This window comes from Paenimyroides ceti, assembly GCF_030409925.1.
Genome location: NZ_JAUFQU010000001.1, coordinates 1,715,027 through 1,739,755 on the forward strand (window position 1 = coordinate 1,715,027; position 24,729 = coordinate 1,739,755).

The 24,729-nt window shown below is 40.3% G+C and carries 29 protein-coding genes, 1 tRNA gene and 2 pseudogenes; 21 read left to right on the forward strand and 11 right to left on the reverse strand.

All coding sequences use genetic code 11. The annotated features are described in order from the left end of the window. The first annotated feature begins 37 nt into the window (after positions 1 to 37). Together QW060_RS28465 and QW060_RS08360 are read left to right on the forward strand one after the other, a co-directional pair. The gene (locus QW060_RS28465; protein ID WP_397386098.1) at positions 38 to 232 is read left to right on the forward strand and encodes a DUF3408 domain-containing protein; all 195 of its coding nucleotides are present in this window, start codon (positions 38 to 40) and stop codon (positions 230 to 232) included. An 11-nt stretch (positions 233 to 243) separates the two neighbouring features. Continuing rightward, the gene (locus QW060_RS08360) at positions 244 to 519 is read left to right on the forward strand and encodes a DUF3408 domain-containing protein (protein ID WP_290363180.1); all 276 of its coding nucleotides are present in this window, start codon (positions 244 to 246) and stop codon (positions 517 to 519) included. Here QW060_RS08360 and QW060_RS08365 read toward each other — a convergent pair. Next, the gene (locus QW060_RS08365; protein WP_290364796.1) at positions 422 to 700 is read right to left on the reverse strand and encodes a hypothetical protein; all 279 of its coding nucleotides are present in this window, start codon (positions 698 to 700) and stop codon (positions 422 to 424) included. The genes QW060_RS08360 and QW060_RS08365 overlap by 98 nt on opposite strands. Between QW060_RS08365 and QW060_RS08370 the strand changes: the two genes are divergently transcribed. Then, the gene (locus QW060_RS08370) at positions 669 to 1,160 is read left to right on the forward strand and encodes a conjugal transfer protein TraD (protein WP_317623171.1); all 492 of its coding nucleotides are present in this window, start codon (positions 669 to 671) and stop codon (positions 1,158 to 1,160) included. The genes QW060_RS08365 and QW060_RS08370 overlap by 32 nt on opposite strands. A gap of 243 nt (positions 1,161 to 1,403) precedes the next feature. Then, a complete protein-coding gene (locus QW060_RS08375) occupies positions 1,404 to 3,044 on the forward strand; it encodes a hypothetical protein (RefSeq protein ID WP_290363181.1) in 1,641 nt (546 codons plus the stop codon). Between the two features lie 27 nt (positions 3,045 to 3,071). Here QW060_RS08375 and QW060_RS08380 read toward each other — a convergent pair whose 3' ends face one another. Next, on the reverse strand, positions 3,072 to 5,081 hold the full coding sequence (locus QW060_RS08380) for a UvrD-helicase domain-containing protein (protein ID WP_290363182.1): 2,010 nt from the start codon (positions 5,079 to 5,081) through the stop codon (positions 3,072 to 3,074). Further along, entirely contained in the window at positions 5,065 to 6,957 is a 1,893-nt protein-coding gene (locus tag QW060_RS08385; protein WP_290364729.1) for an ATP-dependent nuclease, read from the reverse strand. Before QW060_RS08385 ends, QW060_RS08380 begins: the two co-directional genes overlap by 17 nt. Positions 6,958 to 7,072: 115 nt before the next feature. Here QW060_RS08385 and QW060_RS08390 point away from each other — a divergent pair, with 115 nt between their 5' ends. The 12 genes and pseudogenes from QW060_RS08390 to QW060_RS08445 all read left to right on the forward strand — a co-directional run bounded on the left by QW060_RS08390 (position 7,073) and on the right by QW060_RS08445 (position 16,569). Then, positions 7,073 to 7,378 (forward strand): DUF4134 domain-containing protein, encoded by a 306-nt coding sequence (locus QW060_RS08390; RefSeq protein WP_290363183.1) that lies wholly within the window; start codon positions 7,073 to 7,075, stop codon positions 7,376 to 7,378. A gap of 11 nt (positions 7,379 to 7,389) precedes the next feature. Then, positions 7,390 to 7,722 (forward strand): DUF4133 domain-containing protein, encoded by a 333-nt coding sequence (locus tag QW060_RS08395; protein ID WP_290363184.1) that lies wholly within the window; start codon positions 7,390 to 7,392, stop codon positions 7,720 to 7,722. Continuing rightward, a pseudogene (locus QW060_RS08400) lies at positions 7,719 to 10,276 on the forward strand (TraG family conjugative transposon ATPase). Before QW060_RS08395 ends, QW060_RS08400 begins: the two are co-directional and overlap by 4 nt. A gap of 22 nt (positions 10,277 to 10,298) precedes the next feature. Beyond that, a complete protein-coding gene (locus tag QW060_RS08405) occupies positions 10,299 to 10,931 on the forward strand; it encodes a DUF4141 domain-containing protein (protein WP_290364730.1) in 633 nt (210 codons plus the stop codon). A 3-nt stretch (positions 10,932 to 10,934) separates the two neighbouring features. Beyond that, positions 10,935 to 11,930, forward strand: coding sequence for a conjugative transposon protein TraJ (gene traJ / locus QW060_RS08410; protein ID WP_290363185.1), 996 nt, complete (start codon positions 10,935 to 10,937; stop codon positions 11,928 to 11,930). Between the two features lie 13 nt (positions 11,931 to 11,943). Next, positions 11,944 to 12,567, forward strand: coding sequence for a conjugative transposon protein TraK (traK, locus tag QW060_RS08415; RefSeq protein ID WP_290363186.1), 624 nt, complete (start codon positions 11,944 to 11,946; stop codon positions 12,565 to 12,567). A 9-nt stretch (positions 12,568 to 12,576) separates the two neighbouring features. Next, positions 12,577 to 12,996 (forward strand): hypothetical protein, encoded by a 420-nt coding sequence (locus QW060_RS08420; RefSeq protein WP_290363187.1) that lies wholly within the window; start codon positions 12,577 to 12,579, stop codon positions 12,994 to 12,996. Positions 12,997 to 13,009: 13 nt separating this feature from the next. Next, entirely contained in the window at positions 13,010 to 13,270 is a 261-nt protein-coding gene (locus QW060_RS08425) for a nitrogen regulatory IIA protein (protein WP_290363188.1), read from the forward strand. Between the two features lie 12 nt (positions 13,271 to 13,282). Further along, on the forward strand, positions 13,283 to 14,608 hold the full coding sequence (gene traM / locus QW060_RS08430; protein WP_290363189.1) for a conjugative transposon protein TraM: 1,326 nt from the start codon (positions 13,283 to 13,285) through the stop codon (positions 14,606 to 14,608). Positions 14,609 to 14,632: 24 nt separating this feature from the next. Further along, complete coding sequence (gene traN, locus QW060_RS08435) at positions 14,633 to 15,535, forward strand: conjugative transposon protein TraN (RefSeq protein ID WP_290363190.1); 903 nt, start codon at positions 14,633 to 14,635, stop codon at positions 15,533 to 15,535. A 122-nt stretch (positions 15,536 to 15,657) separates the two neighbouring features. Next, complete coding sequence (locus QW060_RS08440; RefSeq protein WP_290364731.1) at positions 15,658 to 16,110, forward strand: conjugal transfer protein TraO; 453 nt, start codon at positions 15,658 to 15,660, stop codon at positions 16,108 to 16,110. Between the two features lie 54 nt (positions 16,111 to 16,164). Further along, entirely contained in the window at positions 16,165 to 16,569 is a 405-nt protein-coding gene (locus tag QW060_RS08445; RefSeq protein WP_290363191.1) for a DUF3872 domain-containing protein, read from the forward strand. 249 nt (positions 16,570 to 16,818) lie between these two features. Here the strand turns inward: QW060_RS08445 and QW060_RS08450 are convergent, their stop codons facing one another. Next, positions 16,819 to 16,998, reverse strand: a complete 180-nt coding sequence (locus QW060_RS08450) for a hypothetical protein (RefSeq protein WP_290363192.1) — start codon at positions 16,996 to 16,998, stop codon at positions 16,819 to 16,821. 83 nt (positions 16,999 to 17,081) lie between these two features. On the opposite strand from QW060_RS08450, the gene QW060_RS08455 reads away from it, so the two are divergent. Further along, positions 17,082 to 17,297 carry a hypothetical protein gene (locus QW060_RS08455; protein ID WP_290363193.1) on the forward strand — a complete coding sequence of 72 codons (216 nt, stop codon included), beginning with the start codon at positions 17,082 to 17,084 and terminating at the stop codon, positions 17,295 to 17,297. An 89-nt stretch (positions 17,298 to 17,386) separates the two neighbouring features. Here QW060_RS08455 and QW060_RS08460 read toward each other — a convergent pair whose 3' ends face one another. Further along, positions 17,387 to 18,322, reverse strand: a complete 936-nt coding sequence (locus QW060_RS08460; RefSeq protein WP_290363194.1) for a DUF4238 domain-containing protein — start codon at positions 18,320 to 18,322, stop codon at positions 17,387 to 17,389. Positions 18,323 to 18,484: 162 nt separating this feature from the next. On the opposite strand from QW060_RS08460, the gene QW060_RS08465 reads away from it, so the two are divergent. Next, entirely contained in the window at positions 18,485 to 18,628 is a 144-nt protein-coding gene (locus QW060_RS08465) for a hypothetical protein (RefSeq protein ID WP_290363195.1), read from the forward strand. Here the strand turns inward: QW060_RS08465 and QW060_RS08470 are convergent. Further along, positions 18,616 to 19,248 carry an antirestriction protein ArdA gene (locus tag QW060_RS08470; RefSeq protein ID WP_290363196.1) on the reverse strand — a complete coding sequence of 211 codons (633 nt, stop codon included), beginning with the start codon at positions 19,246 to 19,248 and terminating at the stop codon, positions 18,616 to 18,618. The two genes, QW060_RS08465 and QW060_RS08470, sit on opposite strands and share 13 nt — an antisense overlap. A 193-nt stretch (positions 19,249 to 19,441) precedes the next feature. Between QW060_RS08470 and QW060_RS08475 the strand changes: the two genes are divergently transcribed. The 3 genes and pseudogenes from QW060_RS08475 to QW060_RS08485 form a co-directional block, all read left to right on the forward strand. Further along, a complete protein-coding gene (locus tag QW060_RS08475; RefSeq protein ID WP_290363197.1) occupies positions 19,442 to 19,588 on the forward strand; it encodes a hypothetical protein in 147 nt (48 codons plus the stop codon). A gap of 55 nt (positions 19,589 to 19,643) precedes the next feature. Further along, the gene (locus QW060_RS08480; RefSeq protein WP_199740917.1) at positions 19,644 to 19,805 is read left to right on the forward strand and encodes a hypothetical protein; all 162 of its coding nucleotides are present in this window, start codon (positions 19,644 to 19,646) and stop codon (positions 19,803 to 19,805) included. A 101-nt stretch (positions 19,806 to 19,906) separates the two neighbouring features. Further along, a pseudogene (locus QW060_RS08485) lies at positions 19,907 to 20,629 on the forward strand (recombinase family protein); the annotation flags it as partial. 146 nt (positions 20,630 to 20,775) lie between these two features. Here the strand turns inward: QW060_RS08485 and QW060_RS08490 are convergent. From QW060_RS08490 to QW060_RS08510, 5 genes are all read right to left on the reverse strand, one after another. Then, the gene (locus QW060_RS08490) at positions 20,776 to 20,922 is read right to left on the reverse strand and encodes a hypothetical protein (protein WP_290363198.1); all 147 of its coding nucleotides are present in this window, start codon (positions 20,920 to 20,922) and stop codon (positions 20,776 to 20,778) included. 440 nt (positions 20,923 to 21,362) lie between these two features. Further along, positions 21,363 to 21,436 (reverse strand) — tRNA-Arg (locus tag QW060_RS08495). Positions 21,437 to 21,660: 224 nt separating this feature from the next. Continuing rightward, positions 21,661 to 22,386: an MBL fold metallo-hydrolase gene (locus QW060_RS08500; protein ID WP_290363199.1), complete on the reverse strand. Its 726-nt coding sequence runs from the start codon at positions 22,384 to 22,386 to the stop codon at positions 21,661 to 21,663. A 30-nt stretch (positions 22,387 to 22,416) separates the two neighbouring features. Next, positions 22,417 to 23,127: a DNA alkylation repair protein gene (locus tag QW060_RS08505; RefSeq protein WP_290363200.1), complete on the reverse strand. Its 711-nt coding sequence runs from the start codon at positions 23,125 to 23,127 to the stop codon at positions 22,417 to 22,419. Positions 23,128 to 23,230: 103 nt separating this feature from the next. Then, a complete protein-coding gene (locus tag QW060_RS08510; RefSeq protein ID WP_290363201.1) occupies positions 23,231 to 24,718 on the reverse strand; it encodes an aminotransferase-like domain-containing protein in 1,488 nt (495 codons plus the stop codon). Between the last annotated feature and the right edge of the window lie 11 nt (positions 24,719 to 24,729).

Below are 24,729 nucleotides of genomic sequence, written 5' to 3' on the forward strand. Positions count from 1 at the left end.
TACGGGCTATGGCGAGCGTTTTCTCAATAGCCACACCATGACACGCCGTGGCGATAAGAGCATCTATATCCGGCAGGAATACCACGAACGGCTTTCGCGTATTGTACAGGTTATCGGCGAGGATAAAATACCCCTGTACGCCTATTTGGACAATATTCTCGAACATCATTTTGAACAGTTCGAGAAAGCCATCACCGATGATTTCAACAATAAGTTTAAACCCATTTTTTAAAGCATTCGATTATGAAAAAGCAACAGCAAAACCAACAGAAAAAGATACTGCGCATAACCCGATATAAGTCGGCTTTTTTAAGTCCGACCGGAGTTGTCGCACGGTGCGGAAAATCGGTGTATATCTGCCCCGACTTCCACAAGAAATTATCCCGTATCGTCTGTATTCTCGGCGAGGGAGAAATTACGCTTACCGATTACCTGCACAGTGTATTGAAACACCACTTTGAGGATTTCGGCGAGGAAATAAATACAATCCATGCCCGAAACCAAAAGCCAATCTTATAGCTATGGAAACATTGATTGTAATATGCCTTATCTTCGTCATTATCCTTTTGCTAAAAGATAAGGTGGTCATCCATAAGAACGTCCGCAGGGAAATAAAGCCGGAAAAGAAAAGCCCCGACCTGCCGGATATTATGGGGCTTTCCAAGCCTGTGGAACGCCACACCTTGCCACTGAATGCCACAAAGAGACAATCGGGCGAACGTGACGGGATAGCTGATAATTTTGGAACAGAAACCTACGGGATAGGTTTTGGATTGGAAAATCCGCAGATTGAGAGAGAGCCGGATGAAGTTTTCGGGAGTATGTCCGATTTTGAAAATGAGGAAGACGAATGGGATGAATACGGGTTTGGGGACAGCGACAATGAGTTTGCCACAGGGGTTACCTTTGATGAACTGACAACCGTGGGGGCATGGTTGGAGCAAGATACACTTGAACCTGCCCAGCAACAGAAAGCGGTGGATATAGTTCAGCGATTACAGGGAACGGAATTGTTAAGTCTGCTCGAAAACTCAATGGACGGGGCTTCACGGAAGATTGCAGAGTTGTTGGACAAGAGCCTCTCCGCCGGAACGGATTTCAGTTCTTCCGATTTGCGGAAAAGTGATTTTGAAGATTTCGACATTGGGGAGTTTGTGTGAGCAAACTCCTTTTTTATTTAGGTTTATGTTATAATATTTTCAAGATAAAATAAGTGTATTAATCGTAAAAAGAACTATCTTGTGACAACTAAAGGCGTTAACTACGATTTTTTATATATCAAGAATATAACATTTTATTTTTCAACTTGTTGATTTTTAGTGATTTATTTTATTAAACTTTAAAGGGTTTTAATTTTTTTCGGCGAGGATAAAAAGAAATAATATATAATTTATAAGGGCAGTGTGACAATGGTAAACAAAACCAATACTAATCAAGAACAATTTAATGCTTTTCTTATTTCGCTTTTAAAGAAAAGCTTTTGTAAGTCAGGCATTGAATTGAACGAAGCTTTGGTAAGTGAGTTCGGTGTAACTCCCCAGTATGCAAGACAAATTCTTAAAAGAAGTGTTGAGAAAGACAGAATAAAATCATCTGCTCCCCATATGTTCGGTACTGGTCAGTACGTGTATTTTTTAAGTAAGGAAAATTTAAACTTATCAAACGTATTAAAGATTTGTAAAAAATACCGTCCTCCCATTTACAGATTACTAGAGTTAATGCAAATGAATGGCGGAATTATATCTATTTATGAGGCATTAAAAATCACATCAACTCCAATCAAGAAAAATTCGGCTAAGATTTCCTTATTGTCGGACATCGAACATATGCTCACAGCACTTTCTATTATTTATAGAAAAAAGGATGAAAATAGTGTAGAGTATCTTATTCTTTACGAACAGAATCAAAAATTAAGTTCTCCAGTAGAAAAGCAAAAGATGTCAGACCATTATAACAAGATGGTTACTGACTGTACCTTAATACCAGATGTGTTACGTTGGCTTGTCAACTCGAATATTATCGGTAATTCTCAACCGATATATAGAAATAAGAAAACGCCTAGTAGAGGTGCTGTTCAAAACAACTTGGTTTGGGATGCTTACGGCTATACTAAAGCGACAGGCATAAATCCTAGTCTAGGCGTTCAAAGTGATGATATAGAAAAACAAACACTCGTGGTTCTCGATGTTGTTCTAAGTTCTGATTATACTAAGCTTCATTTGGATGCTTTTTTTGAAAGAATTCAACACAATAGACATTCTACAAAAGGAGACAGCAGAAAAGTTCTCCCTATCGTCGTCTATAAATCTGCGTCACAACTTGTTATTAATACACTTGGTAAGCTAGGTATTATCGCTTTCGACATAAACTCTATCTTCGGTACTAAGATTATTGACATCTTACTTAAAACACAAAACTTAGTTCAATTAATAAACGATCCTGAGGATATCGAAAAAGAGATTTCCGGTATATTAAAAACCATATCGAACGCCGGACAAGAAGATGCATTAAGGGATTTAAAAGGTACGTTGTTTGAATTTTTAATGTATCCATTAATAGTAAATTTATATCCCCAAACCCATATAGAACGTGGAAAAATATTATCTTCTGAAACAGTTGAAAAAACCGGAGAGACAACTATTGAGAAGTATGAATATGATTATATCGTAGTAAATAATAATCCTCCGGAACTTATTTTTATCGAATTAAAAGGATATAATTCTGGTGCAACTATCCCGCTAGGAGACCGAAACACGAAATCATCTTTGAAATGGTTTTTTCGGCGCACTCTTCCATTTGGTATTAAACAATATGATAGATATATTAAAGAGGGTAAAGTTGGTAAAGGCGTGTATATCACATCAGCAAATTTCTACCCCGACGGTCACGATTTTATAACCACCATAAACAAAAGTAAGCTTAAGCCTTTACAACTAGAAGCAGGATATGAAAGACAATCACTAATAAAACTCTTAACCGAACGGGGGTTTAAAAATGAAGTGAAGATTATCGAAAAATTCTACACTAAGGAAACGGAATCTTGACACAGTTCATTTTACAGACCCCGTTTTTTAAACTGTTTTGACTTCCCAGACGTTGGTGTCAATCCCATTTAGTTGAGCGTCAAATCTGCTTTTGTGTATTGCGACACAAAGCAAGTCTGTTGGACGAGAGAAGCCTACATAAGCCATTTTTATAGAACTTTTATGATGGATTTTTTTCTCTTTGAAACTATTTCCCAAAAATTGATGGGATAATCTTTCCGACTCGTAATTGCTGTAATAACAAGATTCTAAATACAAAGTTGCGCAATGTGTTTGCCCTTTTACTGCATGTACGCTTGTAATCTCAATTTCAAGCCCGTCTGTCTTGTAATAATTTGTTGGTGAAAAAATCAGAGCATTTTCCACCGGAATTTCAACATTGTCATTATTGATAAAATTCAGACTTGCGGAAATAGTTTTGTCAAAAAGGGCAAGCAAAGTAGGAATGTATTCTTTTATGCAATTCCATACTTCATTAGTTCTTTCTTGGACTATTGCAATTGACCAATTGTAGAGGTGCAAATTTAATTGGTCATATTGTTGAATATCTTTTTCCTGGATAAAGTCAATTAGTTTTTTCTTTGTATAAGGTCGGCCGTCTACAGTATCGATGTTTTCGAAACGTAAAATCTTAAGGAAAGCATTCAAAATATTTTTACGCAACGGTTCTAATGTCTTCTTTTGGGCATAGTACATCAAATAACTTTTTAAGTTGTCGTAATCTTCTTTAGGTTTGTGTTTTTCTTTTTTGAAGCCTTTGTGATAGTCTTCTAAGCGAAGTTTTGCTATATCGATTCTGCTTTCATCATTTTCTTTCCAGTCGGTATTCCAACAAACAACTTTAATATCTTTCTTAGATTTTAAAATGCCCATTTCATGGTATTCTTTTACCATTTGGGCAAAACAAGGAATGATATTTCCGATTGTAGCATCTTCAAAAACCAAAATATGTGGTTTTATTTCACATTCGTTTTTTCCGATAATATCAAAATTTGCATCGTTGTGTAAAGCAAATTTCTTAACAACATTTGCAATAGGTTTGCTCAAACGCTGACTACCATTTAATCTCAAAACATCTGCTCTGTCATTCCAAATATTATCTGCTTTTACTGAATAGTAAATTGCTTGGTTTTTATCACCAATTCTTTGAAATGTTGAAATGCAATTTCCGTCATCGTAAAAAAGCTTTTCTAACAAATTGTATTGGTGAGTGTCCATATCTTGCATCTCGTCAACGAAAACAAATGAAAAACGCTTCTGTAAAAGCTCTTTTATTAAAGGAATTTCATGAAGATAGTATTCACCAAGATGATATGCGTAGTCGTATGATACGATTCCTTTCTTTAAGACTTCGAAAATTATTTCTTTAAGTCCGATGTATCTTTTGTTCGTTTGGGTTTTCAATAAAACGTCATTGTCTCGATTTTTTATTTCATCAGTGATAAAGTCGTAATACAAGCCACGAATTTCATTTTCAATATGTTTAGCAACAATTTTTCTTGTTATTTTTTTATCGCCGTCGGCTTCCTTTTCAGCTCTTTTAATATGCCTTTGGTAAAATAATTTTGTTGGCTCATCATAATCTTTTTGCCACGCAATTATATTGAACAGCTTTACCAATTCTTCTTCATATCTGTCTTTATCAATCCAATTTAATTTTCTTTTAAAAACTAGGTTGTAAATTGGGATAGCCAGAAATGTGTCAACGAAACTTTGTATTGTTCCAATGAAATTTGGATAAGAAAAAAGTCGAGGGCAATGCTTTTGTATTTTTTCTTTTATCTCGTCAATGGCGGTGTTGGTATGTGATAAAACCAAAATTCCCGAACCGTCTGCAAAAGGAAGCTTACGTTCCAAAACAAGCAATTTTGCAAGCAAAGCGGTTGTTTTTCCACTCCCAGGTACTGCTTGTAAATCAATTGTGTTGAAATTTCGTATAAATGCCTTTCTTTCATCATCAAAAGTTTTACCTGTAGGCAAAAGCAATTGTTCAGCATATTGAATTTCTTCATCGGTTATGTTAATTACCTGTGGCATACTTAATCGCTTTTACAAGGTAATTAATTGTGTCCTCATCTTTTTCTGAAATTATGATTGATTTTGCATCAATTTCCCCATTTTCAAACTTTTTTAAATCTTCATCTACAGCGTTTGCCATTTCATAAGCAATTTTTGTTTTATCTAAACCTTTATTGATTAATTTCTCGGCGAGGGCTTTTTCAAAATCTGTCTCCCAATCTGTTCCTTTATGAACACTATCTTTTACCACTTTTTGGAATAGTGACGTTAAACTTACTGATTTGAATAATGAATATTCCAAAGTCCATTTTGGTGCAGAGAAATACTTGATATTTTTTTCAGACTTTGAGGTTATATCAGTAATTGCTTCCTCTGTTCCTTTATCAACATCTATTTTAATATAATCGTATTGGTTCTTCCCTTTATCATTTTTTATCGGCTTTCCATCATCATCAACTTTCAGATCCTTTTTGTATTCCCTAATATCACAGTCTGTGATTACAGCAACAGGAATCTCCATATCGGGTTCCTTTGTTCGCAAGTAGATTTTTGCGTAGTGGTCAAAGCCTGTATGTCCGATATTTACGATAGAAATACCCTTTTCAGTAAGATTAATCCCTATTGATTTAGCTATGCTTGGAATTAGAATTTCTTCTGCCCATCCTTCTACTAATATCACACCTTTGGCAAAAAACAAATTCGCTTTTGTGGTGTCCAAAAACTTTTCTAAAAACTTATAGCTATCCGACCCTAATTTAGTGTATGCTTCTCCCATTGGAAAAGCGTTTACATTATTGCAAATAATCAAATTTTCAAGTTTGAGTTTCGAAGCTAAATTGGGACTATGTGTTGTAAGAATTAATTGAATGGTTTCTTGTTTTTGTAATGCTTCAATTACCTGCATTTGTGCTTGAGGATGCAAATGTGCTTCCAATTCTTCTACCAATCCCAAACGTAAACCACTCCAGTTTAATTTATTTAAATGAAGTAATTCGGTTGCCATAAATAAGCGATTCAATGTTCCTAAACCAGGATTTGTCTCGCCTTTCAATGACAATGCTAATTTTTCAAGTATGCTTTTAATGTCATTGGAAGTTGCTCCAAATTCCGTTTCGTAATCATTGCCGTAAAAACTTTGGATATACCCGTCAATCTTGTCTTTTATCTGTTTACCTGCTTTGGGCTGACCTGCAATATCTACATCATTAAAATACTTTTCTAATTCGTCTTTCAGACCAGAAAAGATTTGCAATAATTCATTGTCTTGTTCTTTTCCTTTAAATGCTTCATCACCTAAAAGAATTTGCGATAAACGTGAGTTACGTTTGGCTATCAGTTCGTTTTCAGCATCACGTAATGGTTTTAAATAGGTCGCTTTCAGATATTCCTTTGCTTCTGCCGTAAGTAAATAGCCATCGTCATCAACACCTGCTTTTACATCAGTTGGGAATATCTTTTTTGCTTGACGTTTTACATCATAATTGAGCTTTAAAAATGGTTTCACATTTTCTCCTGTGCCATTCCAGCTTAACCATTCCGTGAAATTTTTAGCCTCCTCGGGTATTAAATCTTCAAATGTTAATTCAATTCGAAAACGAGAAGCTTCTTTGAAAAAATCTTTGTCATCAACTCTTATGTAATCGTAGCTATGTGTTTTCAGCACTAGTTTTATCGCATCGATGATTGCAGTTTTGCCTGAATCGTTTTCACCAATAATCACATTTAAACCTTTGGTTAGGTTCAAATCCAAATTTGGTTTGTCAAGTTCAATTTCGCTGTCCGAACCAAATTTTCTAAAATTCCACAACTTAATATTTGATAAATACACTGATAATATTTGATAAGGTTTATATACTCCTCTAAGATATAAAATAATATACTTAGAGCCACTCACTGCCAATTAATTCCACTGATTTCCAGTTTCCCATAACGCTTCGATTTCCATAAGACTTTTGTTGCGAAAGCCCGCACGAGGTGGGAAAGTAATAACAATTTAATTCAGTTTAATCATGGTAAAACAAAGCAAAAAAGTGTTGCTGACAGGCGTTGCGCTCCTGTCCGCATTCGGCGTGTTCGCACAGGGCAACGGCTCGGCAGGTATCACCGAAGCCACGCAGATGGTGACATCCTATTTCGACCCTGCGACCCAATTAATCTATGCGATTGGGGCGGTGGTCGGGCTAATCGGTGGCGTAAAGGTGTACAACAAATTTAGTAGCGGAGACCCCGATACAAGCAAGACTGCGGCGTCGTGGTTTGGGGCTTGTATCTTCCTAATCGTAGCGGCGACCATTCTCCGCTCATTCTTCCTTTAAGCTGGCGTATTATGAGCAATTACAATATCAATAAAGGTATCGGCAGAACGGTCGAGTTCAAAGGACTGAAAGCACAGTACCTGTTCATCTTCGCAGGTGGTCTGCTCGGTGTGCTTATCCTCGTCATGATTATGTACATGGCAGGTGTAAACCCTTACATCTGCCTGTTTATCGGGGCAGGCGGTGCATCGCTCATCGTTTGGCAAACATTCGCATTGAACGGCAAGTACGGCGAACACGGATTAATGAAAGTCGGGGCAAAGAAAAGGCATCCGAAATACATCATCTGTCGCAGAGCCGTACACCGCTATTTAAAATTCACTTTTAAATCCAATCGTTTATGAGAAATACAGGAAAAGCCACAACGTTGGAAAGCAAGTTTCCATTACTGGCGGTGGAACACAACTGCATCATTTCAAAGGATGCGGACATCACAGCTTGCTTTCGGGTACACCTGCCGGAACTGTTTACCGTAGCTTCGGCGGAGTACGATGCCATACACTCGGCATGGCACAAGGCTATCAAGACCTTGCCGGACTATACCATTGTCCATAAACAGGACTGGTACATTAAGGAAAGTTATGCGCCGGATATTGCACAGGACGGATTGAGTTTCCTTGCAAAGTCCTATCAACAGCATTTCAACGAACGTCCTTTTTTAAACCATTACTGCTATCTCTTTTTGACCAAGACGACCAAAGAGCGCATGCGGATGCAGAGCAACTTTAGTTCGCTTTGCAAAGGCGTTCTTATCCCGAAAGAAATAAGGGATAAAGAAACCGTCCGAAAGTTCATGGAAGCGGTGACACAGTTTGAGCGCATTGTCAACGATAGCGGGTTTGTGAAACTGGAACGCTTGACCGAGGATGACATCATCGGCACTGGCGAAAAACAGGGATTACTCGAACAGTACCTTACCCTGTCGAGGGAAGCCGGAACGCCCATGCAGGATATAGCTTTGGGAAGCGAAGACGTGCGTATCGGCAACAAAAGGCTGTGCCTGCACACCCTGTCCGATACGGACGATTTGCCCAACACGGTATCGGCAAATACGAGGTATGAAAAGCTGTCCACGGACAGGAGCGATTGCCTGCTGTCCTTTGCCTCTCCGGTGGGCTTGCTTCTTAGCTGTAACCATATTTACAATCAGTATCTGTTTTTGGATAACAGCGATGAGAACCTGCGCAAGTTTGAAAAGTCAGCCCGCAATATGCACTCACTGGCAAGGTACAGTCGTGCCAATCAGATTAACAAAGAGTGGATTGAACGGTATCTGAACGAAGCGCATAGCTTCGGACTATCGGCTATCCGTGCGCACTTCAATGTGATGGCGTGGTCGGATGACCCGAACGAACTCAAACAGCTAAAGAACGACACGGGCAGTGCGCTTGCTTTGATGGAGTGCAAGCCGAGGCATAACACAGTGGATGTTGCTACACTGTATTGGTCTGGTATGGCAGGCAATGCAGGCGACTTTCCGGCAGAGGAAAGTTTTTACACGTTCATCGAACCTGCGCTGTGTTTCTTCACCGAGGAAACCAACTACCAAAATTCGCCATCGCCTTTCGGTATCAAGATGGCAGACCGATTGACAGGAAAGCCCATCCATTTGGATATATCAGATTTGCCTATGAAGCGGGGCATTATCACAAATCGCAACCGCTTCGTTTTAGGCCCATCTGGGGGTTGGCGGGCTATTCTTAATTGAGTAGCCCGCCAACCCTCCAAACTGGAAGTGGAAAATCATTCTTCACCAATCACATGGTGAGGCAGTATTATGAGCAAGGCTCTCATGTACTATTGGTCGATACGGGCAACTCTTATCAAGGGCTGTGCGAACTGATTAAGGGGAAGACAAAGGGAAAGGACGGTGTGTATTTTACCTACACCGAAGACAACCCGATAGCGTTCAATCCATTTTATACGGATGACGGCGTATTCGACATTGAGAAAAGGGAAAGTATCAAAACGCTCATCCTTACGCTTTGGAAGCGTGACGATGAACCGCCGACCCGTTCAGAGGAAGTGGCATTGTCCAATGCCGTGAGCGGTTATATCGACCGTATCAAGCAAAGCGGTGAATATCCCTATTTCAATGGATTTTACGAGTATGTACGGGGCGACTATAAAAAGGTACTGGAAGACAAACAGGTAAGGGAAAAAGACTTTGACCTCGCCAATTTTCTGAACGTGCTTGAACCCTATTACAAAGGCGGAGAGTACGACTATCTGCTGAACTCCGACAAGCAACTCGACCTGCTTTCCAAACGCTTTATCGTGTTTGAAATTGATGCGATTAAAGACCACAAAATCCTCTTTCCCATAGTGACCATCATCATTATGGAAGTATTCATCAATAAGATGCGCAGGCTCAAAGGTGTGCGCAAAATGATACTGATTGAGGAAGCGTGGAAAGCCATCGCCAAAGAAGGAATGGCGGAGTACATCAAGTACCTTTTTAAGACCGTCCGCAAATTTTTTGGTGAGGCTATCGTGGTCACGCAGGAAGTGGACGACATCATCCAGTCATCCGTGGTCAAGGAAAGTATCATCAACAATTCCGACTGTAAAATCCTGCTTGACCAAAGAAAGTACATGAACAAATTCGATGCGATACAGGAAATGTTGGGGCTTACAGAAAAGGAAAAATCCCAAATCCTTTCCATCAATCAGAACAATGACCCGTCAAGGCTTTACAAAGAGGTATGGATTGGGCTTGGCGGTACGCATTCCGCCGTGTATGCCACCGAGGTTTCGCTCGAAGAATATTTGGCTTACACCACAGAGGAAACCGAAAAAATGGAAGTCATGCAACTGGCATCCGAACTGGACGGCAATGTGGAACTGGCGATAAAACGCATTGCCCAACAAAGACGTGAGAATGCAAATAATTATTAATCATTTAAAAAAATCAGAGACAATGAAGAAAACAATGTTACTGGTGTGTACGGCATTTATGCTTGCCGTTGCACCGTCCGCAAAGGCACAATGGATTGTGACCGACCCTGCAAACCTTGCATCGGGTATCATCAACAGTGCAAATGAAATCATACAGACTTCATCCACCGTTTCAAACGTGGTAAAGAATTTCAACGAGGTAAAAAAAGTGTATGAACAGGGTAAGGAGTATTACGACAAACTGAAAGCCGTAAGCAACTTGGTGAAAGATGCCCGAAAAGTGCAACAGACCGTGTTGCTCGTGGGCGATGTGTCCGAAATGTACGTGAACAATTTCGGCAAGATGATGAACGACCACAATTTCAGTCCGCAGGAACTGACGGCAATCGCCAACGGCTATTCCACGCTGTTGAACGAGAGTACCGAACTGCTCAAAGAACTGAAACAGATTGTTTCCTCGACCTCGCTTTCGCTGAACGATAAAGAGCGTATGGACATCATCGACAGGGTTTACAAAGAGGTCAAGGATTATCACAGCCTTGTCCGCTATTACACCAACAAAAACATTTCCGTAAGCATTTTGAGGGCTAAGAAACAGAACAACACCAAAAGGGTGCTTGAACTGTACGGAACTGCTGAACAAAAATACTGGTAAGCTATGGAATGGAACAATCTTCACGAACTCCTGCGCTCGCTTTACGATGAGATGCTCCCACTGTCCGCCGATATGGCGACAGTGGCTAAGGGCATCGCCGGATTGGGCGCACTGTTCTACGTGGCACTGAAAGTGTGGCAGGCATTGAGCCGTGCAGAACCGATAGACGTGTTTCCGCTCCTGCGACCGTTCGCCATCGGGCTTTGCATTATGTTCTTCCCGACCATCGTATTGGGAACTATCAATGCGGTATTAAGTCCGGTCGTAAAAGGCACAAACGTCATGCTCGAAAACCAAGTGCTTGACCTCAACAAATTGCAGGAACAAAAAGACCTGTTGGAGAGAGAGTCGATGCTCCGCAATCCCGAAACCGCTTACCTCGTAAGCGATGAGGAATTTGATAAGAAACTGGACGAATTGGGATGGTCGCCGTCCGACCTGATTGCCATGTCGGGTATGTACATGGAGCGTGGAATGTACGATTTAAAGAAAAGCATCCGTGACTGGTTTCGGGAGCTACTGGAAGTCCTTTTCCAAGCATCCGCTTTGGTCATTGACACCATACGGACATTCTTCCTTATCGTGCTGTCCATACTCGGGCCGATAGCCTTTGCGATTAGTGTATGGGATGGTTTTCAATCCACACTTACGCAATGGCTGACCCGATATATCAGCGTCTACCTGTGGTTGCCCATCGCCGATATGTTCAGCTCCATGCTCGCCAAGATACAATCCCTTATCATCGAACGGGATATTGATATGCTTGCCGACCCGACCTACATCCCCGACACATCCAACACCGTGTATATCATCTTCATGATAATTGGCATAGTGGGCTACTTCACCGTTCCAACGGTGGCAGGTTGGGTAATACAGGCAGGGGGCGCAGGGAACTTCATGCGCAACGTAAACTCTACGGCATCGAAGACCGGAAACATCGCCGGAGCGGGAACGGGTGCGGTGGCAGGCAATATCGGTGGCAGGTTAATGAATAAATAAAAATCAAGAAGCAATGGAATTTAAGACACTAAGAAATATCGAAAACAGCTTTAGGCAGATACGGCTGTACGCCATTGTATTTGCGGTACTCTGCATCGCTGTGGTAGGTTATGCCGTATGGCAATCCTACCAGTTTGCGGAGGCACAACGCCAAAAAGTTTATGTACTGGACAACGGCAAATCATTGATGCTGGCACTGTCACAGGATGCAAGCATCAACAGACCTGTTGAGGCAAGGGAACACGTAAGGCGTTTCCACGAACTGTTCTTTACGCTCGCACCCGATAAGAACGCTATCGAAAGCAACATGAAAAGGGCTTTTAATCTTGCCGACAAATCGGCATTTGATTATTACAAAGACCTCTCGGAAAAGGGTTATTACAATCGCATCATTTCGGGCAACGTGCAACAGCGTGTAGAGGTGGACAGCGTGGTCTGCAACTTCGATACATATCCCTATGCCGTTAGGACGTATGCGAAACAATTTATTATCCGGTCAAGCAATGTCACAAGGCGAAACCTTGTGACCTCCTGCTATCTCGTGAACTCTGTCCGCTCGGACAACAATCCACAGGGCTTCAATATCGAAAAGTTTGCCGTGTTGGAAAACAGAGACGTAGAAGTCGTAGACCGCTAAAACAAGATTATGGAAGCAATATCAGATTTGAACACGTTTGCCAAAATCCTTACCGCCAAAGGGTATGACGGCTATTTCCATACGCAGGGTGCGTATGCCGGAAAACTGAAAGCAAGGATCAGCGAATATCTCGCAGGTTGCCCCAAAGGTGTAGCTAAACAGGAGTTGTTGCTGACCTGCTTTCTGCAATGGGCAGGCGAAGACCTGCCCAGGATAGAATGCCTCATGAGGGTGAAGTACCTAAACGACAAATTCTTCCTTAACAGCATGGAAGTTGCGAAAAAAGATCGTTACGGGCAAGTGCTGAAACAATCGGAACTGACCGACCTGTCGGTCGTGACCGCTCCCAAAGCAAAGGAAGCAATCGCTATGGTCAGCGATGCACCTGCACGAAAGGCTACTTCCCAAAACAGGCGTTTCAAGCACTAAACACGATCAAGGCATGAAAAATCTAAGAACAACAATCAACAATTGGTTTGACAAGCTCGATGGGCAGTGGCGGACGATGTCTGTTAAAAAACAGCACCGCTATACGCTACTGCTCTTTTTGAGCTATGCGTTATTGTCCGTCATCGTACTGTTGAAAGTGTGCTACGATGTAGCACATTCCGATAATACCATGACCATTGAGCATATCGAAAACCCGATTAACGGACAAAACAAATCCTCGGTTTCTCCGCAGGACAGTATTAACAAATCTTAACACGTAAAATGTATGAAAGACAGTGAAAACAAGAGGGTAAGTTTTTTGGTCGAAGATGACGACCAAAAAAACGGAATGGATGCACCGCAGGACGGTGCGCAGAACAAAGCCGACAAGCTAAAGAAGCCCATCATTTTTGCCCTCATGGGCGTGGTGTTCTTCGGCTGTATGTACCTAATCTTCAAACCGTCCTCCGATAAGAAAGCGGTTGAGGATATTGGTCTGAACGATGCCGTACCACAGGCGACCGATGCAGGGCTTCAATCCGATAAGCAAAAGGCTTATGAACAGGAAATGCTCGAACAGAAGATGCAGGAAAAGCGCAATGCGCTCCTTTCACTATCCGACTATTGGAGCGAGGACAGTACCGCCGATCCGGAAGCGGAGCAACCGGATGAAGATTACGAAGACGGCTACGCTTATGGCGGTGGTACACGCCGGAACAGCAACCCTGCATTGAACAGTTACCGAAGTGCGCAAAGTACGCTGACCTCGTTCTACGACAACAGCGATTACGAAACGCAGGAACTCCGCAGACAGGTTGAGGAACTGAAAGAGCAACTGGCAGAAAAAGACGTACCGCCTGTAACGACCGTGGAAGACCAACTGGCTTTGATGGAAAAGTCATACGAAATGGCATCCCGTTACCTACCGTCAACTCCGGCACAGACGGGCAATGCGGACACAACAGTTTCGGTAAAGAAAGCCTCGCAAAAGGAACATTTCGTGACATTCACCCCCGTAAGGAAAAATGCGGTTTCCGCCTTGTACCGTGAACCGACCGACAGTGCTTTTTTGGCAAACTGGAACGAAACCCGAAACCGTGGCTTTTATACGGCAGGCGTTTCCGAACAGGTCATACAACCTAAAAACAGCATAAGGGCTGTGGTGCAGGAAACACAGACCGTGACGGGCGAAAGCGGTGTACGGTTGCGTTTGTTGGAAACGGCGCAAACTCCCGTCCGTTCCATTCCGGCAGGAACGGTACTGACGGCTAACGCCAAGTTTCAAAGTGGCAGGTTGCAATTAAAGGTAACGTCCATCGAATTTGAGAGCAACATTATTCCGGTCGATATAACCGTGTATGATGTGGACGGACAGCAAGGGCTATATGTGCCTTATTCCCCCGAAATGAATGCCCTTACCGAGATAGCCTCCAACATGAGCCAAACGGGGGGAACAAGTATCATGATGACACGCTCGGCGGGGCAACAGATGGCAGGCGACCTCTCCCGTGGCGTGGTGCAAGGGGTATCGGGTTACTTCTCCAAGAAAGTGAGGACACCGAAAGTAACCGTCAAAGCCGGTCATCAGCTATTCCTCGTTTCAAAAAATTAATGTTTAACTAAAATCAGAAAGAAAATGAAAGCAATATTTAAAAGCCTCATGGCAATGGTCTTCTTAACGGTCTTTATCACAGGTGCGAATGCACAGCAAATTGCATCCAGTACCACAAAATTGAGCATGGGTAAGGTTGACCCTTACGAAATGCAGGTGACGTACAGCAAGACCTCGCACCTCATATTCCCGTCCGCAATCCGCTACGTGGATTTGGGCAGTGAATACCTTATTGCAGGCAAAGCCGAAGATGCGGAAAACGTACTCCGTATAAAGGCAAGCGTAAGGGATTTTGATGAGGAAACCAATTTTTCGGTCATCACGGACGATGGTCGGTTTTACAATTTCAATGTCTTTTACAGCCCTTATCCCTCAACGCTGAATTATGATTTGCTGACCATGCAAAAGGCATCGGACAGGGAAAACGGCAACGATGTTCTGTTTGAGGAATTGGGGGGCAATTCGCCGTCACTGGCAGGGTTGCTTATGGAAACGATTTACAAAAAGAACAAAAGGATTGTAAAGCATATCGGCGCAAAAAGCTACGGCATACAATTCCTGCTAAAAGGTATCTACGTCCATAACGGAAAATTCTATTTCCATACGGAACTGCGCAATAAAAGCAATGTTCCGTTCAACATCGACTTTGTGAATTTCAAGGTCGTGGACAAGAAAGTCGCCAAGCGTACCGTGGTGCAGGAAAAGGCAATGAACCCGTTGCGTATGTACAAAACGCTCGGTGAAATAACGGGCAATAGCACCGACCAAAACGTGTTCCTGCTTGACCAGTTTACCATCACGGATGACAAGGTTCTGATTATCGAAATTTTTGAAAAGAACGGGGGCAGACAACAGGTATTGCAGGTGGAAAATTCTGATTTGGTAGACGCCAAGCTGATAAGTGATATGCACCTAAAGATTAATTAACCCAAAAAGAACGAACAATGATGAGATACATTTTTGCCGTGGTGCTTGCCATGCTAAGCATGACGGCAGCACAGGCACAGCGGATGCTCCCCAAACAAAAGGGATTGGAAATAAACGCAGGTATGCTGTCCAAAGAAATAAGCGACAATTACTATCTGAATTTGACATTGACCGTGAACGGAAAGAACGGCAATTACTGGATATGGGGTGCGGAGTACACCCATCAGTTTTCCGGTTACAGGGATGTACAGATACCGCTCGAAACCTATACGGGCGAGGTAGGTTACAGTCTTCAGCTATTGGGCAATGCGAGAAAGACCGTCACGCTGAATGCAGGGCTTTCCGCCGTGGCAGGTTACGAAACCATCAACCGGAGCGAGGCAATGCTACCGGACGGCTCGACCATCCTCGACAAAGACAATTTTGTCTATGGTTCGGACGGACGGCTCACGCTCGAAACATACCTGTCCGACCGTTTTGTCCTGCTCATGCAAGGGCGGACAAAAGTATTATGGGGTACGGATTTGAAACAGTTCCGTCCATCGGCAGGGATTGGACTAAGGTTTAACTTTTAAAATTGATTTGCGATGAAAACATTAATCAGAAAATACGCGGTAAATGTACAGGCTATGTTCATGCTCTTGGCGATGTTGGTCTGCGCCGTGGTGCTGACCTCGTGCGAAAAAGACGAACTCGACATCAGGCAGAATTACCCGTTTAAGGTACAGGTAATGCCTGTACCCAAAGAGGTATCGAACGGACAGACCGTTGAAATACGTATCACCGTTCAACGGTCGGGTAATTTCAGTGATGCGAAATATTTTATTCGCTATTTCCAGTTTGACGGACAGGGAGCATTGCGCTATTACAGCGAACCGCCGTATATTCCCAATGACGTGTACCTGTTGCCACAGACACAATTTACGCTGTATTATACTTCGCAAGCCACCGTATCACAGTCGTTTGATATTTGGATTTCGGACAACTTCGGGAACGAAAAGCAACTAAGTTTTCAGTTTAACAGCCGTGATTAAAAACAGAAAAGAGGCTGTATCATAAATGAAATTCATAATTGCAAATTAGAATTAAATTTGGGAGTATAGTTTTTAATTACAGAAATTATAAAAAAAGGATCAAATATCATCAGAGATTTGATCCTTTTTCGCTGAATCTAACAAAGCGTCAAAATTTTATTTGGTGCCAATCTAGTAAAATTGACTTTTGATACAGCCTCTTTTTAATGGGCTTAATATATTAAGGTGTTTTGTACTTAAAGGGTAGGATTATAATATTGTGTATAATAAATCGCTTCGTTCTATTTGCAAATAGAAAATATTAAAATGCTTAAAGTGTTTTTGCTTTAAGTCTCTATACTGAAAACTGGTAATTTTTAAGACAACGAGACAATAAGTAGGAATACTCACGCCTATGGCGTGGGAGCTCGCATATTCGTTGTCAGGCATACCAGTGCCCCAGTATCGGTAAGTGTAGTTGCCCGCGCTTTTTTATTGCAGGAACTCCATACAGATAGAAAAACTACGTCAATATGGAGACTAAGAACATAAGCCGAATTACTACTGCATTTATCAATGATAAAAGCCCTTTCATGGATTTTATACATGATGACCTCCTTTCTTCGGGGGGCGGTATTGTCTTTCGTTCCGATAATATTGCGAAAGGAAACAATCAACTATTTTCCTTACAAACGCTACCCGATATTTGCATCATAAAGAAAATAAAGGAACTAAGTAATTGCTCATAGCGATACGGATGACGAAAAAATTATCTCAAAATATGTGCTGATTGGCAATGATATGAAAAAAGCCATTGACGGTGTGGTCAATGGATAAGTTATTCGTTTCTTCTAATTTGCTCTAGTACATGTTTATTGTCTGAAAATACATAATAGGACGCATTTTCAAACACTTTTCTATTTAAATAGGTTACATAATCTTCATCTGCTATCATAGATTCAAACCTATCAATTTGTGTTGGGCGGAAATGAAGATAGAAAGAACATTTAGATGTTAAAGGATAATATAGCTCCATTTCAACAACTTCTCCATTGTCATTCAGTTTATCATTAAGGATATTAAAAACGGGCTGGTCACAGGTTATAAATGGTGTAGTTGTATTATTTTCAATAAAAATAAACCTCAATTTTTCATCAAATAAAATATTTCGTGAAAGGTTTGTCGCCATTGTAAAACTCATAAAACTCCATGACTTCTTCGCTAATTTTTCCAGTTTCTCTCCCATAAAAGAAGTTTCAATAGACTTTCTCATGTTCTTTGTCCTAAAATATTGGACACATAAGAACATAATTGCACTAAATAAGTTATCATCTGTATCTAGATCTTTTAAATCTTTCAAACTTCGACATTGAATAATTTTGGAACCTAAGTTCTCTATATAGCTGTGAATTTCTTCCATCGAATTAACTTCTACCTCACGTATTTTAGCTTCTAAGACTTTTTTATGATTCGGATTGCTAACTTTTGCTAATTGGATTTTAAGGATAGAAGTACTTGTGAATATTAAAAGAAAATCTTCATTGAGAGCCTTTAGAGAGGGGTGGCTTTTGTCAACGATTTTTTTCAAAAAACTTATTTCTTCATGAGTAAAGTCTTCGAGTTCATAAAAATATTTTTCTTGGGCAACATTCATAAGTCCAGTATTCAAAACTTTGTCTTGTTCTTTAAGGTAAGTCCAAACACTTTCGTTTTCAGACCAAGGTCTAAGGTAATGCCTCCAAACATAATGTTGTCGTTTTTTTAAATTACTCATAGCATTTATTATTTTATCAAAAATAATAAAACATAAAGCCTTATAACGCTCATCTGTGGTAATATTAAAGTTTATTTGTTACTTTCTTTTTCGTCTCAACTCACGAAAGAAAGTAGTCTAATCCGAATACAACGTATTTGGAAAATGCAGGTTTAAGGAACGATGAGGCGGAGGCATTTTGCAAAGGTGTTGTTCCGCTTTCCGCAAAAAGACTGTTCCGACCTGGGGAGGATCTGTCTTTTTGCCGGACTGAATTTTAACAAAAATGGGAACGGTGCACCGTTCCCTAAAATCTATGAATTATAAAATACATGACCGTTATCGCTCCAATAGTCACCGCAAAATAGGTCACGAGCATAAGCTTCATAATCGAAGTAGGTTTTTGCAAATTCGGGCAAGTCCATTTGCTCTACCTGTTCATAGGCAAAATCTTCCTGGTCCTTGTATTCCCCTATATAGTCATCGTCAAAGTCGCTTATTAGGTCGTCAATATCACCCTCGGACAGCTTACGGTGTCCATTGTCACACCATATTAGAAATGCCTCTTTTCGGGTTTCGTCCATATCTTCCAAAGCCACCAAAACCTCAAATATGCTATCGCTTATCCAACATTCGCCGATTAAGCCGTTCGGGATATTCTCGTAATCTTGGAACATAAATTCGGGGTCTTCCTCGTCATTGTGCAACTCCCTACAAGCGGTGTAAAATTCTTCCTTGTCCGCATAATCGGATAGCGTTAGCCTCTCCCCAAAGATTGAACCGTCATTATATTTTCCGTATGTGCCGACATATACGCTTGCTTCCGATGTGTTTATTTGATGTGTCATTTCTTTACAGTTTTGAATTAATTTTTTTGATTTATTCGGCAATGAGAGGAGGTGCTGTTGTTTTGTTTCAATACCATTTCCAATGCTTATATTCCTCATGCCTGACATTTTTTTTATTCGTGTAAAGAGCCGGAGTATGCTATGTTTCGTTTCGGGAGCAAGTCAAGGTTAGTGTTTAGGGTGACACAAGGTTTTGGGAAAAAAAATACACCCAACGGGCTGGAGATTTTTTTTCCAAACGTGTCTTGACCTTGGGGCGACATAAACACGGGTTACCTTTGCTCCATGAAACGTGAACAATAGGCATACTCGCTTTTTAGGCATAACCAAACGTGGAAGTAATGAGGATAGCATTGCCGAAATGGTTCTAAACAGGCAGACTATGCCAAGTAATTCAACCCAAAGACATATTCAAAGAGCCATTCCATCATATCTATAAGTTTGTTTGTGATGCGGATTAATCCGTGTGGTTAACAGGCAAAAATCAGTTGAAGATGGAGAAAGAAAAAGCGAACGATTTAACCCCCGAAAGAGTTAAGCAAATCTTGAAAAAGAAAGGAACGGAAGTCGATTTAGAGGAAGCACAAGCTATTTTGGAGTTTGTCAAGAAGATAGCTCACATTGCAGTTAACCAGTATCTAAGAGGAAAACTTTAACCCAATGAAAAAGGAAAATTGTTGTGATGAGAAAGGCAGATTTATACATACGTGTATCGACAGACGAGCAAGCGGACAAGGGATATTCGCAACGTGACCAAGAAGACAGACTAAGAAGATATTGTGAGATAAAAGGCATTCCGGTAAGGGATGTTTATATAGAAGACCATTCGGCAAAATCTTTCAAACGTCCAGAGTGGCAGAAATATTTAACCAACCTACGCAAAACAAAGAACAACAAATCGGGGTCGATAATATTATTTACCAAATGGGATAGGTTCAGTAGAAATGCAGGGGATGCGTATCAAATGATTAACCAGTTACGGACACATGGCGTTGAGCCTGTTGCGATAGAACAGCCCTTAGACCTTACCATTCCCGAAAATAAAATCATGCTTGCGTTCTATCTTGCTTCACCGGAAGTTGAGAACGACAGGCGTGCATTAAATGTCTTTCACGGAATGCGTAGGGCGAAAAAAGAGGGGCGTTATATGGGAGGTGCACCATTAGGATATGTGAATAAAATATCAGATGATAAAAAGAAATATATTGCACCACATGAATTTGAAGCTTCTATCCTAAAATGGGCTTTTTCTCAGATTATTTCAAATAATTTCAACACTGAACAGATTTGGAAAATGATAAAAGAGAAAGCTAATGGTAAAGGCAGATTTAGCAAAACTAATTTCTGGATAGCGATAAGAAATCCATTATACTGTGGTAAAATTTACATTCCTCCCTACAAAGAAGAAAAGGGACACTTCGTTTTAGGCAAGCATCAACCGCTAATTAGCGAAAAACAGTTTGCTGATGTTCAAGATGTTCTTGATGGAAGAAAAAAAGAAATTAAGCCTAAGATTCTATCAATAGAGAATCTACCACTTAGAGCTTTCTTAAAATGCCCTAATTGTAAACGTATGTTAACAGGAAGTGCATCAAGGGGCAAGATGGGAAACTATTACTATTATTATCATTGTAGTTCTCCATGTAAAACAAGGTTTAAAGCAGAATTAGCTAATGATGCCTTTTTAAAACAACTGCAATATCTTTCTCCAAAAGAAGGTATGGTTGATGTTTTTATCGAAGCCTTTATAAAAGACTTTAACAAGAAAACCAAAGCTCAAAACACTGAGCGGACAAATATCATAAGTGAGATTGATACATTGAATAAACGCTATCAAAATTCACTTCTAAAAAATGCGGACGGAGAGATGGCAGATGACGATTTCCAAGAAATAAAGAGATTGACCAAAGGCAAGATTGAAGTTTTAGAAAAAAGATTAAACGACTTGGCGGTTGTGGGAACAGAGATTAAAGACTTAGTGGCTTCCACCTTAAAAAAGGTCGCAAACATTGATAGACGCTATGAAAACGGCGATATTGAAGAAAAAAGGCTTATAGTGAGTTCGATGTTCCCCGAATTTTTGGAATTTGACGGAACAAGACATCGAACTCCGAGATTAAATTCTGCGATTGCCCTTATTTATCAGAATAACAGTAAGTTACAGGGTAAAAAAAATGGGACAAGTCTATCGTTTTTAGACTTGTCCCAAGAAGTGATCCAATCAGGATTCGAACCTGAGACCTACTGCTTAGAAGGCAGTTGCTCTATCCAGCTGAGCTATTGGACCTTACCTTTTTAACACCTTCTGATGTCAGAACTGTGTTTAAAATTTTAACGGTGCAAATATATTGCTTTTTTTAATTATCATACCATAAATCTGCACCTTTTTTTGAACTATTCCCTAAAACACTGGGTTTAAAAAGAATATCACTTTGATTTTTCTGCAGAATCATGTGTTAACCATATCTTACTTCCATTTTTATACCAGCATCTTCTTTGTATACTGAGTATTTAGTAATAAAGTATGGGAGTTTTCATATCGTGATACAGTAATACCATCCAATGTTCTTTTTCAGCTAATGTTTGCCATTCTTTCCGGAGTTCCATTGCATGTTTACCATCATAATCCGTCTTGTAGGCTATAGCATAATCTAAATATCCTTTTTGTGGCAGATTATCGGCTGCGTAAAAAACCGTTTGCTGTCCTCTCATCCAAAATACCTGATGAAACGGCGTGTGACCGCCTGTAACTTCAAAAAACAGTTCCTCGGTGATTTGTCCTTTATCTTCTTCCATCCATACTATATTAGATAAAGAAGGAAGTATTTCCAATATTTTGCTATTATACGAATAGGTTTCTTTCTGAGTTAAGGCAAAATCAAATTCCCTTTTTTGTATATAGAGGGTCGCTTCAGGAAAATGAGGAATAAATTCATTGCCGGAAAAATGCCCTATGCCATCTAAATGATCTTTATGCAGATGAGAAAGTACAATTTTGGTGATCTGATGCGGAAAAACACCTTCATCCTCCAAAAGTTCATACATCAACGGCTTGCCATCCTGTACAATTCCCAAACCAAGATCAAAAAGGATAATATCATTATCTGTTTGTATGAGGAAAGGCTGAATGGCCATTTTAAGCCGTCCGTCATCTATCCTTTCTCCTTGTTGTAAACGGGTAAATTCTTTCTGCTTGTTAACCGCAAAACGGCCTTCTTTCAACGGAATTACTTTCATAAGATCTTTTTTAATCTTTTTAAATATTCTTTAGCTTCGCTGCATTGCGGCTGCTCGTTTTTCTGCCGGCATTTTTTCGAGAGCATATCGCAATGAAGTTCGTGGCATGCGGTCTTTATGTTGCATCAAGTAATTAAATACTTCATCCTGATGGGCTTCACTTGCTGTTTTTAACAGCCAACCTGTCCCTTTTTGAACCATATCATCAGGGTCCATAAGCAGAGCATCTGCTATTTCAAAAATGTCCTGCAAAAATGCGCCTTTTCTTGCCGGTACTATCAGGCTTACCGCTGCTGCTCTTTTCATCCAGCGGTTCTCAGATTGGGTAAACGCTTTTAACGCATCCATATATTCGGGATATTTTTCAATAAACATTCCCATTGTATGATTACAAAATGTATCACATGTAGCCCAATTATCAATATATGTATCAATCCATTTTTTAAACAGCTGAAAATCTGAAGGCTCATATTTTTTATGGAGATTTTGTGACCAGTGACAGGCAATAAAAGCTTCCTCCATATATCCAGACTGTAGCAATTGCTCACAATATGAGAAGATTTCTTCCTTGGAAAGATCTTTAATTTCTTTGAAATATACTTTACTTATTTTACGCACTTCCGGGTTTTTAACGCCATATTGACGTGTAGTTTCTTTAAAAAAACGCTGACTGGAAAGAAGTGTTTGCTCATCAGCATTTTCTTTCAATGTGTTTCTGATTTCAGATAGTATATTTTCCATAAGTATCCTGATATTTATAGTTCCTATTATACAAATAGTTTTTTAGGAAATGGACTCCTTACAAAGGTAAGGGAATATCCATTGTCAAAATATTTTTACAACCTTAAGATTGTTTTTTGATGTGGTATTCCAAAATATTGATGCTGTGCTGCATCTCCGCCTCATCCAAATGTCCGAAACCAAGTCTCATGGCAGTAAGATTCCGGTTTTGATAGAGTAAAGTTTTAGGAATAAAAAGATTGTCTTTTGCACAGGCATTACTCAACTGCAGGAGATTGACCGGCTGCTGCCATTCTACCCAAACCGCCAATCCGCCTGATGGCTTTTGAAAATGAAGAATATGTTCAAATTTTTTTTCTAAAAGTGTGGTAAATACATCTCTTCTCTGATGGTATACTTTTATAGATTTTTTAAGGTGTCTGTGGATTTCTCCTTCTTCAATCATTTCTCCTAAAACCTGTTCCATCAGTACATCTCCCTGCCGGTCTATAATTCCCAGATATTTGCGCATTTCACTCATCAGATTTTCAGGAGCTACAATAAAACCGGTTCTAAAACCCGGTGCCAGCGATTTACCAAAAGAACCTGCATAAATAACCATTCCGTTGGTATCTGCACTTGCCAAAGGCAAAACAGCACTTTTATCATAGTGAAAATCATAATCATAGTCATCTTCCAGAATGACAAATCCGTATTCATTGGCCAGATCCAGGAGTTCAATTCTGCGTCGGGCACTTAGTGTAACAGTAGTTGGATAATGATGATGAGGGGTCAGATACAGCATTCGTATCCGATGCTTACGGCACAAATCACGAACAGCATCTGTTTGTATTCCTTCGGCATCAATAGGTACCTGAAGAATATGGGCACCGGATTTCTGAAAGATCATGTTTACCGAAAAGTAACTCAGAGAGGCTACCACAACAATATCGCCTGCGTTTAATAGTATTTCAGAAATAATATAAACGCTCATCTCCATACTGCGTGTAATGAGGACATTTTTTTTAGAAATATGCAACCCGCGGGACAGATTGAGATAATTAGACAGGTTTTCTTTAAAATATTCGCTGCCTTCCTGATTGTAATATCCGAATTTACGCTGATTGCTTTTGCGCTTCATATTAGAACTGTACAAACGGGATAAATATTCTATCTGTGTAAGTCTTATATCAGGTGTTCCGTCATTAAAGACATATTCACAGGCAGAGTGTTCAAAAGGATTGTCTAAGAGATTGGATTCTGTGAATGAATACCCTGTTTTTTGAGGATATAATGCCAGCTGATGTTCTAATGAAATCTGAAAACGATCTGGTCTCTCTTCTTTTTTACGCAATACAAACGTTCCTTTATTAGGCCGTGTTTCTACCCATCCCTGTGCATCGAGTTCTTCATAGACCGCCACAATGGTTTTGCGGTGTACTTCCAGAATTTCACTAAGCATACGCGTTCCCGGCAATTTCGTTCCGGCATTCAGATAGCCTCTCTGTATCGCATTAATCAGTTGATAGGCAATCTGCAGATAAACAGCCGTAGCCGATGTACGGTCAATTTGTACAAAACTTTGATAAGGAATTATAACCGGACTACTCATAATATAAAAAG